The sequence below is a fragment of the Micromonospora sp. I033 genome, assembly GCF_053890995.1.
In genome coordinates this window covers 1-13,325 of the sequence record NZ_JBSSLX010000163.1, presented here as the reverse complement: position 1 = coordinate 13,325, position 13,325 = coordinate 1, and the positions used below count along the sequence as shown (strand labels likewise).

The window sequence follows — 13,325 nt, the reverse complement described above, 5'->3', positions numbered from 1 at the left end:
CGTGCTGGTGGGGGATGGGCAGCGCCTCCCGGCCGACGCCGCGCCGGGGCGGTGCCACCACCGGCTCCACCGGGGCCGGCGGGCCGGCGGGCGGGCTCACCGGCCGGCGGACCCGGGGCTGCGCGCCACCGAAGAGGTCGAGGAAGGGGGAGTCGATGTCACCGCTGTCGGCGACCGCCGGCTCACGCTGCTCGGCAGCGCGCGGGGCCAGCGGCCGGGGCGGCTGGAAGACGCCGACGCGACCGTGGTGCGGGCTGGTCACCAGGGCCGGGTCGAGGGTGACCTCGTCCAGCTCCTCGTCCGGTGGGTAGTCGAACGATCGCGCACGGTTACCGTGCGGCCCGGCCGGACGCCCGGCCGGGGAACCCGGCGTGGAAGAGCGACTCATGCGACCGCCTCACCCGCGTCGTTCGTCTGCGCCGTCGGCGTACGCCCGGTCATGCCAGTTCCTCCCGGATCCTGATCCGGCTCGCGACGAGGCGCGGGTCGCGCAGTTCGGCGGCCGGCTCCCGGGTGCGCCGCCAGTCGGTCAGCGCGGTCCGGATGACCATGCGCGCCGGCCGGTCCGGGTCGACGTACCGGAAGATGAACGAGGTCGTCACGATGGCGAGCGAGATCTCCCAGGCGGGAAAGAGCTCGACCTGGAGCGTGAACAACCAGTGGATGAACATGTAGAGGGGTACGAGCAGCATGAACAGGCCGTACTGGGCGTACGGCAGGTGGACGGGAAGGGTGTACCCGGGCGGCCCCAGGTAGACGAGGCGTGCCCGGTAGATGTCGTCGTCGGTGCGCAGCCGCATCGTCGCCCAACGCCTATTCGAAGATCAGGTTGATCAGGTAGTCGCCGACGAAGAAGAGCGTGGCGGCGCCGGCGATGAAGGCCAGCCCGATGATCGCGATGGCGGAGCTGGTCAGCACCTTGGAGATCTCGCCCCGGCTGGCCCGGCCGATGAAGATCACGCCGAGCACCGCGAGCAGGATCGGCGCGATCTTGCTGGCGAAGAAGGAGACGACATTGTTGGTGTCGATGCCCTTGGGAGCCGGCTCGGCGAGTGGAGTCGACGCCAGGGTGTGGAGCGCGTGGTCGACGGCGGCGGACGCCGTCCCCATGAGCTCGATGGCGATCACTGGAAAACCTCCCCAAGGTCGCGGCCGGCGGCGCCGCGGTGGTGCATGTGGGCAAAACCTGGCGGGATGGTGCTCGTTCCACACAGCGTCGACGACGCTGGGTTCGTCACCCACCACGGAGGGTGGTGAGCTTTGCGAGGATTCGTCCCGCTTCGGCCCTCCCTCCAGGCTTCGCCATCTCGATGCTGGGCAATTCCAAAGCGTACGGCCCGGCCACCTTTGCGACAACCCGCGAAGAGTCGACCCGGAACGGACCTGACGACCGATCGTACACCTGTTCCAATCCGCACGTCAGGGGCGTCGCCGACCGCGGTCGCCCGGGCCGCCGGAAGCCCTGCTGGCGACCGGTACTGTCGGGTCCGTGACCGATCTGGTACGGGCGGAGACCCCGGTGGTGATGGGCGTCCTCAACGTCACGCCCGACTCCTTCTCCGACGGCGGCAGATACGCCGACCTCGACGCCGCCGTCGCACACGGAGTGCGACTGCGCGTGGCCGGCGCGGACCTCGTCGACGTGGGCGGCGAGTCGACCCGGCCGGGCGCCGACCGGGTCGACGCGGAGACCGAGATCGCCCGGGTGCTGCCGGTGATCCGCGAGCTGAGCGCCGCCGGCATCCCGGTCAGCATCGACACCAGCCGGGCCCGGGTGGCCGAGGCGGTCCTCGCCGCCGGCGCGGACGTGGTGAACGACGTGTCCGGCGGCCTCGCCGATCCGGACATGGCCCGGGTGGTCCGGGACGCCGGCTGCCCCTGGGTGCTCATGCACTGGCGGGGCCACTCGCGCGAGATGCGGGACCTGGCCCACTACACCGACGTGGTGGCCGACGTCCGGGCCGAGCTGAGCCGGCGGGTCGACGAGGCGCTGGCCGCCGGGGTGGCCGCCGACCGGATCATCGTCGACCCGGGGCTGGGCTTCGCGAAGACCGCCGCGCACAACTGGGAGCTCAGCGCCCGCCTCCCGGAACTGGTCGACCTCGGCTTCCCGCTGCTGTTCGGGTCGAGCCGCAAGTCCTACCTGGGGCGGCTGCTGGCCGACCCGGACGGCAACCCCCGGCCCACCGCCGAGCGGGAGGCGGCCACCGTCGCCACCAGCGTGCTCGCCGTGGCGGCCGGCGCGTGGGGGGTCCGCGTGCACGACGTCCGGGGCACCGCCGACGCGCTCGCCGTCTGGCGGGCCACCGGCCGCCCGCGCCTGGCCCGCCCCACCACCGAGGGAGAGCGATGACCGACCGGATCGAGCTGACCGGCCTTCGTGCGCACGGCCGGCACGGCGTCTACGACTTCGAACGCGCCCAGGGCCAGGAGTTCGTTGTCGACGCGGTGCTCGAACTCGACCTCGCCCCGGCCGCCCGCTCCGACGAGGTGACCGACACCGTGCACTACGGCGAGCTGGCCGAGAAGCTGGTCGCCGTGGTCACCGGCGAGCCGGTCAACCTCATCGAGACGCTCGCCGACCGGCTGCTCGCGGTCTGCCTGGCCGAGCCGCTGGTCGCCGCCGCGACGGTCACCGTGCACAAGCCGGAGGCCCCGATCCCGCACGCCTTCCGGGACGTGGCCGTGACGATGCGGCGTACCCGGTGACCCGGGCCGTGCTGTCGATCGGCAGCAACCTGGGCGACCGCCTCGCCCACCTGCGGACCGCGGTGGCCTCGTTCGGCGACACCGTGCTGGTGGTCTCCGGCGTCTACGAGACTCCACCGTGGGGGGACGCCGACCAGCCCGCGTACCTCAACGCCGCGGTGCTGGTCGGGGACCCGGCGGCGACCCCGCGCGACTGGCTGGCGCGGGCCCGGGCCGCCGAGGCGGCGGCCGGCCGCACCCGCGACCCGGAGCGGCGGTACGGGCCGCGCACCCTCGACGTGGACGTGATCGCGGTCTGGGACGCCGCCGGGGAGCCGGTGCTCAGCGGGGATCCGGAGCTGACTTTGCCGCACCCCCGGGCCCACCTGCGCGCCTTCGTGCTGCGGCCGTGGATCGACATCGAGCCGCACGGCCGGCTGCCCGGGCACGGCTGGCTGACCGACCTGCTCAACGCCGAGCCGCTCGCCTCCGACGCGCTGGAACTCGGTCCGCGCCCCGATCTGGCGTTAGAGTCGGACACATGACCCAGTGGAGCCGGACGGCATGAGCCAGGCGCAGTCCCCGCGCGACCCCCACCGCTTCCGGATGGGTCCGACCCGGATCTCCACGCTGGTGGTGGCCGCCCTGGCCGCCGCGGCGCTGGCCTGGCTGCTGATCAGCACCTTCTACTACGAGATGGCCCCCGACCTGCCCTGGCTGCCGGTGGTCACGCTGGCCGGCCTGGCCGTGCTGGAGGCGTACGCGGCGGTCAACACCCGCAGCCGGATCGAGCGCCGCCCGGGCCGGGACCCGGTGAACCCGCTGCTGGTCGCCCGGTTCGTGGTGCTGGCCAAGGCGTCCGCTCTGGCCGGGGCCATCTTCGCCGGCTTCTACGCCGGGCTGACCGGCTGGCTCTTCGTCGAGCGGACCAACGCCGCCATGGACGACCGGCCGGCCGCCGGCGCCGGCCTGCTCGCCTCGCTCGCCCTGGTCGCGGCGGCGCTCTGGCTCGAGCGGTCCTGCCGGGTGCCCGAGCAGGAGGACGACGAGGACCGCGAACCGGGCGACCGGGAGACTCCGCGCGGCCGCCTCTGATCAGGGGGTTCCCAGCACCTCCCCCCGCAGGTACCGTGCCTGGCGACCGGAGAGCAACGGCCGCCGCCGGTCCGCCCGCGCGTCGGACCGCACGGCCGGCCACGTGGGAGGCGCAGGCCATGGGGTACGACGAGACGGGCCGGAACGCGCCGGGAGAGACGTCGTCCGGCGTGCCCGCGGCCGTCCTGGAGAACGTCTTCGACGACCCCTCCCACGGCGAGCCCGGCCGGGACCGGATCGCGGTGCACGTGGTCTGGGAGTTCCTGCTGCTGGTCGGGCTGGCCGCGGTGACCTGGCTGCTCTGGCGCGAGGACGCCGACGCGCTGCGCGGCGGCGCCCTGAAGACGCTGCTGGTCGACGTGGCGGGCCTCGGGCTGCTCACCCTGGCCGCCGGGCTCAGCCTGCGGGCCGCGGCGGTGAACCTGGCGATCGGGCCGGTCGCGCTGGCCGCCGCGCTGCACTTCGCCGAGCAGGGCGACCGCGGGGTACGGGAGGCCCTGCTCCCGGCGCTGGCGGTGGCGGCGCTCGGCGGGCTCGCGCTCGCGCTGGCCGTGGTGGTGCTGCACGTGCCCGGCTGGGCGGCCAGCCTGGCCGGCGCGGCGGGCGTGATCGTGTACATCGAGCGGCGGACCACCCCGATCGAGGTCCAGGGCGGCTACGACCCCCGCAGCACCGCCCTCTACCTCTTCGTCGGCTTCGCGGCGGTGGCCGTCCTCGGCGGGCTCTTCGGCGCCATCAAACCGGTCCGCCGGCTGGTCGGGCGGTTCCGGCCGGTCGTCGACCCGGCCCGGCGGCGGGGTGCCGTGGCCGCCACGGTGACCGCGCTGGCGCTGATCGGCTCGACGGTGCTGGCCGTGCTGGGCGGGGTGCTGATCGCCGCGAACGGGGACGGTCCGGTGGCGCCCGCCAGCGGGCTCGACTGGTCGGTGCTGGCGATCGGCGCGGTGATGCTCGGCGGCACCAGCGCGTACGGCCGGCGGGGCGGGGTCTTCGGCACCCTGCTGGCGGTTTGCACGGTGGAGGTCTTCCTGGCCTGGGCCGTGGCGCAGGACTGGACGATCAGCCGGTGGGCGGTCGGCGGGGCCACCCTCGGCGCCGGCCTGCTGGTCACCCGGCTGGTCGAGACGTTCGGGCGGCCCCGACCCCCGGCGCCGGAAGCGGTACCGACCGGGCCGAGCGGCGACGGGACGATCAGCACCGGCTGGGCGCTGACCCCGCCGCCGGACCCGGGCGACGCCTGGCCGTCGGTGCTGCCGGTCCGGGATCCCGACACCGTCGACTCGTGGGAGTCGCCGCGCTGGGAGAGCGAGCCACGCCGCTGGGACGCCGGGGACCGCTGACCCTCGGGCCGGCCGGCGCCGGCGTCGCGTCCGGCGGGCCGGAGCTGATCTCGCCGGTTAGGCTCGGCGGCATGACGGAGACTCCTGCCCCCGGCGGCCGTACCTTCGACGAGCTGGACAAGCTCTCCACCGAGGAACTGCGCGAGCAGGCGTTCCACCTGGCCCGGGAGCGCCGCGACGTCGAGTTCTTCTGGTCGGTGCTGCGGCACATGCCGAACGCGGACGAGGCCACGATCCTGGACGGCGCCCCCAACTCGATCGGGCCGATCATCGACGAGGCCAACGCCCTGTGGCGGGAGATGACCGGGCACGGCTACGAGCAGGAGGAGTCCGCGCCGCTGCTGCGCGCCGCCTTCATCGACTACCTGCTGAAGCACTGAGCGATGGCCACCCGCCGACCCTCGGCGGTGGCCCGGGCACGCAGGTTTGCCCGGCGCGGTGGGCCGGGAACTGAGCGCTCCATGGCCCTCACCAACCGCACCCGCACCGTCAGCGCGTACGGCACGGCCGCCGGCACCGGCACGCTCGCCGCGCTCCTGCTCGTCGCGGTGTGCGGCAGCCCGACGTACGTGGGCTGGGTGCAGGGGCACACCGACCCGACCGGGGCCGGGGGATGGTTCCTCCGGCTGCTGGCCTGGCCGGCCTGGCGGCTGCACGCCGACGACCCGTCGCAGGGCGTGCTCGCCACCAACCTGCGGGCGATCCTGCTGGTCGTGCTGGCCGCGGCCCTGCTCTACCTGCTGCCCGGCCCGCAGGTGGCCCGGGTGGAGAGCTCGGGCAGCCAGTTCCTCTCCGGCTGGGGCGCGTACGCCCTGGCCGCCGGCTGCACGGCCCTGCTGGCCACCCTCCTCGGGCCGCACGGCTCGCTCTTCGCCGCCTTCCAGGCCGCCAGCGCCGGAGTCACCTACGGGTTCTTCGCCGGCTGGATCGTCGGCCTGGCCAGCCTCGGCGGCCGCGCCTGACCCTGGAATCGTCGGCCTGGCCAGGCGCCTGATCAGTCCAGCACGCCCAGGCCCAGCACGCGGGCCCGGGTGAGGAGCCCCACCGGCCGGCCGTCCTCGATGACCACCGCCTGCTCGGCGCCGGAGGTGAGCAGCCCACCCAGCGCGTCGTACGCCGAGCCGCCCAGCGGCACGGTCGGCAGGCCGGCCCCGCCGTCGCCCGGGAGCGGGTCGAGCACCTCGCGGGTGACCGGGGTGACCGCCAGCCGGCGGATGCCGCGGTCGGCGCCGACGAACTCGCGGACGAACGGCGAGGCGGGCGACCCGAGCAGGGCGGCCGGGGTGTCGTACTGCTCCAGCCGGCCGCCCTCGGAGAGCACCGCGATCCGGTCGCCCAGCCGGACCGCCTCGTCGAGGTCGTGGGTGACCAGCACGATGGTCTTGCGGACCTCGGCCTGCAACCGGAGGAACTCCTCCTGGAGCCGGGTCCGGACGATCGGGTCGACGGCCGAGAACGGCTCGTCCATCAGCAGCACCACCGGGTCGGCGGCGAGCGCGCGGGCCACCCCGACCCGCTGCCGCTGCCCGCCGGAGAGCTCGTGCGGGTAGCGGCGGCCGAACTGCCCCGGGTCGAGGCCGACCAGCTCCAGCAGCTCGTCCACCCGGGCCCGGGTGCGTTCCCGGGGCCAGCCGAGCAGCCCCGGCACGGTGGCCACGTTGGCGGCGACGGTCTGGTGCGGGAAGAGACCGACGTTCTGGATCACGTAACCGATGCGACGGCGCAGTGTGACCGGGTCCACCCGGGTGACGTCGTCGTCGCCGAGCAGGATCCGCCCGTCGGTGGGCTCGATCAGCCGGTTGATCATCCGCAGCACGGTGGACTTGCCGCAGCCGGACGGGCCGATCAGCACCACCAGCTCGCCGGCCTTGACCTCCAGGCTCAGCTCCCGTACCGCCTCGGTGCCGTCCGGGTAACGCTTTCGGATGCGCTCCAGCGTGATCGAGGCCGCGCCCTGTCCGGCGCCCGGGGTAACGTCCACGTGTGTCCCTCCACCTGAGCTACCGGGCCGCGCCGGGTAACCCGTGGTTCTCCTGGCAGTACGTGCGGGACAACTCTGACACGATCCTCGCCGCGCTGCGTGAGCACACCTGGCTGACCGCCCGGGCGGTGCTGATCGCGGCGCTGGTGGCGCTGCCGCTCGCGGTGGCCGCCTACTGGTTCCGCTCGCTGGCCGCGCCGATCCTGGCGCTGACCGGGGTGCTCTACACGATCCCGTCGCTGGCGCTGTTCGCCTTCCTCGCGCCATACCTGGGCATCGGCGCGATCACCGTGCTCACCGTGGTGGCGCTCTACGCGCTGCTGGTCATCGTGCGCAACGCGCTGGCCGGGCTGAACCAGGTGCCCCCCGAGGTCCGGGAGGCCGCCGAGGGCATGGGATACGGCCGCTGGGGCCGGCTGTTCCGGATCGAACTGCCGCTGGCGCTGCCCGGCATCCTCACCGGTGTGCGGCTGGCCACGGTCTCCACGGTGGCGCTGGTCACAGTGGGGGTGGTGGTCGGCCGGGGCGGCCTGGGCCAGCTCATCTTCGCCGGCTTCCAGAACAACTTCTACAAGGCCCAGATCATGACCGGCACCGTGCTCTGCGTGCTGCTGGCGCTGGTGCTCGACCTGATCCTGGCCGGCGTCGGCCGGTTGCTCACCCCCTGGCTGCGAGGGCGGAGCTCATGAACCCGGTGCAGCAGGCGATCGTCTGGCTCAACGACCCGCTCAACTGGACCAACCCGGGCGGCATCCTGGACCGGCTCGGCGAGCACCTGAGCATGTCGGCGCTGGCGGTGCTGCTCGGCTGCCTGGTGGCCTGGCCGATCGGGCTCTGGCTCGGGCACACCGGCCGGGGCGGCGGGCTGGTGCTGCTGGTGTCGAACGTCACCCTCGCCATTCCGACCCTGGCCCTGCTGACCATCCTGCCGCTGACCTTCCTCGGCTTCGGCCGGCCGGCGGTGGTGGTCGCGCTGGCGGTCTTCGCGGTGCCGCCGCTGCTGGCCAACGCGTACACGGGGGTGCGGCAGGCCGACCCGGAGGCCCGGGACGCGGCGCGCGGGATGGGGCTCTCCGGCGGGCAGGTGCTGCGCCGGGTGGAGCTGCCGCTCGCGGTGCCCTACCTGGCGGCCGGTTTCCGCACCGCCGCCGTGCAGGTGGTGGCCACCGCGGCGCTGGCCTCGTTCGTCAACGGCGGGGGGCTCGGGCAGATCATCCGGGCCGGGTTCGGGCTGGACATCGCGGCCGGCGGCGGCCAGATCGTCGCCGGCGGGGTCCTCGTGGCCGGGCTGGCGCTGCTCGTCGAGGGGGTGCTGGCGGTGGTCGAGCGGGTGGTCACGCCCCGCCCGCTGCGCCGGGTCCGGCGGGCGGCGAAACGCCGGGCGGCCGACGCCACGGCCGGCGCCTGAATCCCCCGTGATGACGATCCGGTGACGAATCCCGCTCGGAGTTTGTCGGTCCGGTCCGGTAGATATTGGCTGGAGACGCGGGCATCCGGTCGGATCGCCCGTCGGACACGCGGCCGGCCCGCACGGGTCGCGCCGGGACACGGAAGGCGGGCAATGATGCGCGCACGTACCACGCTGGCCGTCGGGGCGCTCGGCGTCCTCACGGCCGGTCTCCTCGCCGGCTGCGGCGACGCCGGGTCCTCGGGCACCGACGCGCCCGAGCAGGGCACCGCCGCCGGGGCCGGTTGCGCCCCGGTGGCGGGCGACAAGCTCGTCGTCCTCACCGACGACAAGAAGCTCCAGAACACCGACAACGTCATCCCCGCGATCAACACGAAGGCGGCCACCCCGCAGCTCGTCGCCGCGCTCGACAAGGTCTCCGCGAAGCTCGACACCCCCAAGCTGATCGAGCTGAACCGGGCCGTCGACGTCGACCGGAAGACCCCGCAGGTCGCGGCGAAGGAGTTCGCCGACGCCAACGGCGTGACCGACGGCGTCGAGAAGGGGCCCGGCGGTCAGGTGACCGTCGGCGCCGGCAACTTCAGCGAGAGCCAGACCATCGCCGAGCTCTACAAGATCGCCCTCACCGCGGCCGGCTACCAGGTCGAGGTGCAGACCATCGGCAACCGCGAGCTCTACGAGCCGGCCCTGGAGAAGGGGCAGGTCCAGGTCGTCCCGGAGTACGCGGCGACCATGGCCGAGTTCCTCAACACCAAGGCCAACGGCAAGGACGCCCAGCCGGTCTCGTCGCCGGAGCTGGACAAGACGGTCAGCGCGCTGAAGGCGGCCGGTGACAAGGTGGGCATCAGCTTCGGCCAGCCCGCCCAGGCACAGGACCAGAACGCCTTCGCGGTCACCAAGGCGTTCGCCGACAAGTACCAGCTCGCCACGCTCTCCGACCTGGCGGCCAAGTGCTCCGGAGCGGCCACCGTGCTGGCCGGCCCGCCGGAGTGCCCGCAGCGGCCGAAGTGCCAGGCCGGCCTGGTCGAGGTCTACGACTTCAAGGCCGGCTCGTTCAGCTCGCTCGACGCGGGCGGCCCGCAGACCAAGAACGCCCTGAAGACCGGCGCGGCCAGCGTCGGCCTGGTGTTCTCCTCCGACGCCGCGCTCGCCGGGAGCTGACCACGCCACCGCCGCGCCGGCGGGCCGTCCCGGCCCGCCGGCGTCGGCGGGGCAGCCGCCGTGGCCGGGTGGGAAGTCCTGGTCACCGGCCTTTACATCGATGCTTTCGGCCCGTTCCAAACCGGGGGAAGTCTCGGTAGTCTGCTCAGCCATGCCCGCCTCGGTCGCCCCCGCCGAAAACCGCAGTCCCGCGCTGCTGACCATCCTGTTCTGGATCGGAGTGGCGCTCGCACCCCTGGCGGCGCTCATCCTGCTGGTCGCCGACGGCAACGGTCCGCTCCGGTTCGGCGCCGTGCTCGCGATCCTGGCCGTGGTGCTGATCGGTCTCTCCATCGCGCTGCGGGCGGACAGCGGCGGCGGGTCGGCGGGCTCCGCGGAGCTGCGCGAGGAGCTCGAGCAGCTCCGCCGGGAGTTGCGCGGCGAGATCGTGGCCGCCGCCCAGCGCGGCAACCAGGCGCTCGACCAGGCCCAGCGGACCCAGGAGTCGGTCACCGCGATGCGCCGCCGGCTCGACGCCGCGGCCGCCGGCATCGCCGCCGCCGCGGGCATCGCCACGTCCGCCAACGAGGAGCCGGCCGGCGGCCGCGCCCGGGTGGCCGCCACCGAGCCGTACGACGAGGGGCGCGCCCGCACCGAGCCGGGCCGGGCACAGCCCGCCGCCCGGAACGAGGACGGGCCCGCCCGCCGACCGCAGCCCGGCACCCGGTACGGCGCCGACCACGCCGCCGACCGCCCCGCCCCCCACGGCGCCGACCGCCAGCAGGCCGGCGGCTACGGCGCCGACCGCCTGCAGGGCGGCGTCTACGGCGCCGACCGCCCCCAGGCCGGTGTCTACGGCGCGGCGCGCGCCCCCGAGCCGGAGATCCGGCCGGAGCCCCGACAGGTCGGGGTGGTGCACCACACCGAGACCGTGCACGTCACCACCCGGCACACCATCGTGGACGGCGGCGCCGATCCCGCGGGCACCCGGTACGGCGGGTACGCCGGCCGCTGGTCCCCCGCTCCGGAGGAGCGCGCCTGGAGCGGTGCGGAACCGGAGGAACGCCCCCGCGCCGGCTACCGGGACTCCGACGACGACCGCGCCCGGCCCGGCCGGGACGAGCGCTCCTGGTCCGCCCAGGGCGGCGGCTGGTCCGGTCCGGCCGAGGGCTCCCGCCCCGGCGGCTCGTCGTCCGGCCAGGGCGGCGAGGCGGCCTGGGCCGGGCCGGCCGGTTCCCGGGACGGCGGCTCCTGGTCCGGCGAGTCCGGGGACGACCACCCGTGGGCGGGCGTCGGCCGGGCGTCCGGCGAGGACCGTGGCTGGTCGGCACGGGAGGGCGACGACCGTGGCTGGTCGGCGCGGGAGGGCGATGACCGTGGCTGGGCCACCGATCCGGGCGACGACCGGTCCTGGCCGTCCGGCTCGGCCGAGCAGCGGTTCCGGCCGGCCGACGACCGGTCCTGGCGGTCGGGCCAGGACGGGCCGGCCGACGGGTCCTGGCCGGCGGGGCCGGGGGGCCGCCCGGAGGCGGGCTGGGCCGCTCCGCGCGACGAGCCGACCGGCACCGGCCGGAGCACCTGGGCCGGCCAGGGCGACCGAACCGGACAGGGCACCTGGGCTGCCCAGGGCGACCGAACCGGGCAGGGCACCTGGGCAGGCCACGACGACCGTGCCGGTCAGGGCGCCTGGGCGGGCCACGACGACCGGGCCGGGCACGACGAGCGGGCGGCCGAGGGCTGGGCGGTGACCGACGATCCGGACGGTGACTACTGGTCCGAGCTGCGCAGCGGCAACCGGTGGGCCGCGGTGCGCGACGACGAGCACGGCCGGGAGATCCGGGTCGGGGAGCGGCGCGCCGCGGTGCACGCCGACGGCGGCGGCACCGAGTACCGGGTCGAGGACCGCTGGGCGTCCGTCCGGGGCCGGGCCGTACCCGGCGAGGCGGGCGGCGGCTGGTCGCAGGAGAGCCGGCCGGCGCTTCCGGCCGGCGGGGTGCCGGTGCCCGAGGAGTGGCGGCCCCCGACGCAGCGCAGCGGCCAGCCGGAGTGGCGTCAGGTCGAGCCCGAGCCGGCCCGCTACGGCTACCCGCCGCGCGACGACGCCCCCCGGGCCGGCGGCACCCGCGGCACCGACCGCTGGCGCTGACCGGGCGGCCGCTACTTGTCGATGTCGCCGACCACGAAGAACATCGAGCCGAGGATGGCGATCAGGTCCGGCACCAGGCAGCCCGGGAGGAGGGTGGCCAGCGCCTGCACGTTCGCGTACGAGGCGGTGCGCAGCTTGAGCCGCCACGGGGTCTTCTCACCCCGGGACACCAGGTAGTAGCCGTTGATGCCCAGCGGGTTCTCGGTCCAGGCGTAGGTGTGCCCCTCGGGCGCCTTCACCACCTTGGGCAGCCGGGTGTTCACCGGCCCGCTGAGCCGGTCCACCCGGTCCAGGCACTGCTCGGCGAGGTCGAGCGAGACGTACACCTGGTCGAGCAGCACCTCGAAGCGGGCGTGGCAGTCCCCGGCGGCCTTGGTCACCACGGGCACGTCGAGCTGGTCGTACGCCAGGTAGGGCTCGTCCCGGCGCAGGTCCAGGTCGAGCCCGGAGGCCCGGGCGACGGGTCCGGAGGCGCCGAACGCGGCGGCGTCGGCCGCCGACAGCACGCCCACCCCGACGGTGCGGGCCAGGAAGATCTCGTTGCGCCGGATCAGGTGGTCGAGGTCGGGCATCCGCCGGCGGACCTCCCCGATCGCGGCCCGGGCCCGGGCGGTCCAGCCGGCCGGCACCTCCTCCTTGAGCCCGCCGACCCGGTTGAACATGTAGTGGATCCGGCCGCCGGAGACCTCCTCCATCACCGCCTGGATCGTCTCCCGCTCGCGGAACGCGTAGAACATCGGCGTGATCGCGCCGATCTCCAGCGGGTAGGAGCCGAGGAACATCAGGTGGTTGAGCACCCGGTTGAGCTCGGCGAGCGCCATCCGCAGCCAGACCGCGCGCTCCGGCACCTCCATGCCCATGAGCCGTTCCACGGCGAGCACCACGCCCAGCTCGTTGGAGAACGCGGAGAGCCAGTCGTGCCGGTTGGCCAGCACGATGATCTGCCGGTAGTCGCGGACCTCGAAGAGCTTCTCCGCGCCCCGGTGCATGTAGCCGACGATCGGCTCGGCGGAGACCACCCGCTCGCCGTCGAGCACCAGCTTCAGCCGGAGCACGCCGTGCGTCGACGGGTGCTGCGGCCCGATGTTGAGCACCATGTCGGTGCCGAGCTGCTCCCCGCCGGCCCCGGTGCCGACGGTCAGTTCGCGGAGGTCGCCGGCGTCGGTGGTCATGTCCGTCATCGTGCCATGAGCGGATCGACGGCGACGCCGACCGGTTGCAGCAGCCACCAGTGCCCGCCGAGGCCGGCCGGGTCGGTCAGCTCGGCCACCGCCGACGCGGCGGCGAGGGCCCGCAGGTAACCGGCCGGGTCCCGGGAGGCCAGGCTCAGCGGCGGTCGCCCGCCGTCGGCCCCGAGCGCCCGCAACCCCTCCCGCTGCGAGACCAGGGTGTACGCACACCGCGCCACCCGCTCACCGGCGGAGGCGACCGAGTCCATGGCCACGTGCGCCGTCACGTCACACGACCCGTCCGGCACCGGCGCCACCTGCCGCCCACCCCGATACCCGGTCAACGTCCCGTCAACGG

General features: G+C 74.8%; 15 protein-coding genes and 2 pseudogenes. 11 read left to right on the top strand and 6 right to left on the bottom strand.

Going from position 1 to position 13,325, the window contains the following annotated elements; genetic code table 11:
* The 3 genes and pseudogenes from ACW0Q9_RS22770 to ACW0Q9_RS22760 all read right to left on the bottom strand — a co-directional run.
* Window positions 1-388: pseudogene (locus ACW0Q9_RS22770) on the bottom strand (ATP-binding protein); the annotation flags it as partial.
* Window positions 389-437: 49 nt separating this feature from the next.
* Entirely contained in the window at window positions 438-800 is a 363-nt protein-coding gene (locus ACW0Q9_RS22765) for a hypothetical protein (RefSeq protein WP_091317037.1), read from the bottom strand.
* Between the two features lie 13 nt (window positions 801-813).
* A complete protein-coding gene (locus ACW0Q9_RS22760) occupies window positions 814-1,128 on the bottom strand; it encodes a hypothetical protein (RefSeq protein WP_151465372.1) in 315 nt (104 codons plus the stop codon).
* Window positions 1,129-1,489: 361 nt separating this feature from the next.
* On the opposite strand from ACW0Q9_RS22760, the gene folP reads away from it, so the two are divergent.
* From folP to ACW0Q9_RS22725, 7 genes are all read left to right on the top strand, one after another.
* Window positions 1,490-2,353 carry a dihydropteroate synthase gene (folP, locus tag ACW0Q9_RS22755; protein ID WP_456184475.1) on the top strand — a complete coding sequence of 288 codons (864 nt, stop codon included), beginning with the start codon at window positions 1,490-1,492 and terminating at the stop codon, window positions 2,351-2,353.
* Window positions 2,350-2,709: a dihydroneopterin aldolase gene (folB, locus tag ACW0Q9_RS22750; protein WP_107078733.1), complete on the top strand. Its 360-nt coding sequence runs from the start codon at window positions 2,350-2,352 to the stop codon at window positions 2,707-2,709. The genes folP and folB overlap by 4 nt, the downstream gene beginning before the upstream one ends.
* Complete coding sequence (gene folK / locus ACW0Q9_RS22745; protein WP_456184473.1) at window positions 2,706-3,233, top strand: 2-amino-4-hydroxy-6-hydroxymethyldihydropteridine diphosphokinase; 528 nt, start codon at window positions 2,706-2,708, stop codon at window positions 3,231-3,233. Before folB ends, folK begins: the two co-directional genes overlap by 4 nt.
* Window positions 3,234-3,294: 61 nt before the next feature.
* On the top strand, window positions 3,295-3,783 hold the full coding sequence (locus tag ACW0Q9_RS22740) for a DUF3180 domain-containing protein (RefSeq protein ID WP_456184478.1): 489 nt from the start codon (window positions 3,295-3,297) through the stop codon (window positions 3,781-3,783).
* Window positions 3,784-3,902: 119 nt separating this feature from the next.
* Window positions 3,903-5,123 (top strand): ABC transporter permease, encoded by a 1,221-nt coding sequence (locus ACW0Q9_RS22735; protein ID WP_456184471.1) that lies wholly within the window; start codon window positions 3,903-3,905, stop codon window positions 5,121-5,123.
* Window positions 5,124-5,194: 71 nt separating this feature from the next.
* Window positions 5,195-5,503 (top strand): hypothetical protein, encoded by a 309-nt coding sequence (locus ACW0Q9_RS22730; protein ID WP_456184469.1) that lies wholly within the window; start codon window positions 5,195-5,197, stop codon window positions 5,501-5,503.
* Window positions 5,504-5,584: 81 nt separating this feature from the next.
* Window positions 5,585-6,085, top strand: coding sequence for a hypothetical protein (locus ACW0Q9_RS22725; protein ID WP_456184467.1), 501 nt, complete (start codon window positions 5,585-5,587; stop codon window positions 6,083-6,085).
* 32 nt (window positions 6,086-6,117) lie between these two features.
* Here ACW0Q9_RS22725 and ACW0Q9_RS22720 read toward each other — a convergent pair whose 3' ends face one another.
* Complete coding sequence (locus ACW0Q9_RS22720) at window positions 6,118-7,104, bottom strand: ABC transporter ATP-binding protein (protein WP_456184465.1); 987 nt, start codon at window positions 7,102-7,104, stop codon at window positions 6,118-6,120.
* 2 nt (window positions 7,105-7,106) lie between these two features.
* Between ACW0Q9_RS22720 and ACW0Q9_RS22715 the strand changes: the two genes are divergently transcribed.
* From ACW0Q9_RS22715 to ACW0Q9_RS22700, 4 genes are all read left to right on the top strand, one after another.
* Complete coding sequence (locus tag ACW0Q9_RS22715) at window positions 7,107-7,793, top strand: ABC transporter permease (protein WP_456184463.1); 687 nt, start codon at window positions 7,107-7,109, stop codon at window positions 7,791-7,793.
* The gene (locus tag ACW0Q9_RS22710) at window positions 7,790-8,512 is read left to right on the top strand and encodes an ABC transporter permease (protein WP_456184461.1); all 723 of its coding nucleotides are present in this window, start codon (window positions 7,790-7,792) and stop codon (window positions 8,510-8,512) included. Before ACW0Q9_RS22715 ends, ACW0Q9_RS22710 begins: the two co-directional genes overlap by 4 nt.
* A 156-nt stretch (window positions 8,513-8,668) precedes the next feature.
* Window positions 8,669-9,673: a glycine betaine ABC transporter substrate-binding protein gene (locus tag ACW0Q9_RS22705; RefSeq protein ID WP_456184459.1), complete on the top strand. Its 1,005-nt coding sequence runs from the start codon at window positions 8,669-8,671 to the stop codon at window positions 9,671-9,673.
* Between the two features lie 151 nt (window positions 9,674-9,824).
* Window positions 9,825-11,798: a hypothetical protein gene (locus ACW0Q9_RS22700; RefSeq protein WP_456184457.1), complete on the top strand. Its 1,974-nt coding sequence runs from the start codon at window positions 9,825-9,827 to the stop codon at window positions 11,796-11,798.
* An 11-nt stretch (window positions 11,799-11,809) separates the two neighbouring features.
* Here the strand turns inward: ACW0Q9_RS22700 and ACW0Q9_RS22695 are convergent, their stop codons facing one another.
* Together ACW0Q9_RS22695 and ACW0Q9_RS22690 are read right to left on the bottom strand one after the other, a co-directional pair.
* A complete protein-coding gene (locus ACW0Q9_RS22695) occupies window positions 11,810-12,979 on the bottom strand; it encodes an NADH-quinone oxidoreductase subunit D (protein ID WP_456184455.1) in 1,170 nt (389 codons plus the stop codon).
* Window positions 12,976-13,325 (bottom strand): annotated as a pseudogene (locus tag ACW0Q9_RS22690) (SAM-dependent methyltransferase); the annotation flags it as partial. The gene ACW0Q9_RS22695 and the pseudogene ACW0Q9_RS22690, both read right to left, overlap by 4 nt.

Excerpts from the sequence above, each read along its gene's own strand:
- ACW0Q9_RS22695 (WP_456184455.1), bottom strand. The coding sequence starts at position 12,979 with ATGACGGACATGACCACCGACGCCGGCGACCTCCGCGAACTGACCGTC.
- ACW0Q9_RS22735 (WP_456184471.1), top strand. The coding sequence starts at position 3,903 with ATGGGGTACGACGAGACGGGCCGGAACGCGCCGGGAGAGACGTCGTCC.
- ACW0Q9_RS22710 (WP_456184461.1), top strand. The coding sequence starts at position 7,790 with ATGAACCCGGTGCAGCAGGCGATCGTCTGGCTCAACGACCCGCTCAAC.
- ACW0Q9_RS22705 (WP_456184459.1), top strand. The coding sequence starts at position 8,669 with ATGCGCGCACGTACCACGCTGGCCGTCGGGGCGCTCGGCGTCCTCACG.
- ACW0Q9_RS22730 (WP_456184469.1), top strand. The coding sequence starts at position 5,195 with ATGACGGAGACTCCTGCCCCCGGCGGCCGTACCTTCGACGAGCTGGAC.
- ACW0Q9_RS22765 (WP_091317037.1), bottom strand. The coding sequence starts at position 800 with ATGCGGCTGCGCACCGACGACGACATCTACCGGGCACGCCTCGTCTAC.
- ACW0Q9_RS22725 (WP_456184467.1), top strand. The coding sequence starts at position 5,585 with ATGGCCCTCACCAACCGCACCCGCACCGTCAGCGCGTACGGCACGGCC.
- ACW0Q9_RS22700 (WP_456184457.1), top strand. The coding sequence starts at position 9,825 with ATGCCCGCCTCGGTCGCCCCCGCCGAAAACCGCAGTCCCGCGCTGCTG.
- ACW0Q9_RS22740 (WP_456184478.1), top strand. The coding sequence starts at position 3,295 with ATGGGTCCGACCCGGATCTCCACGCTGGTGGTGGCCGCCCTGGCCGCC.
- folB (WP_107078733.1), top strand. The coding sequence starts at position 2,350 with ATGACCGACCGGATCGAGCTGACCGGCCTTCGTGCGCACGGCCGGCAC.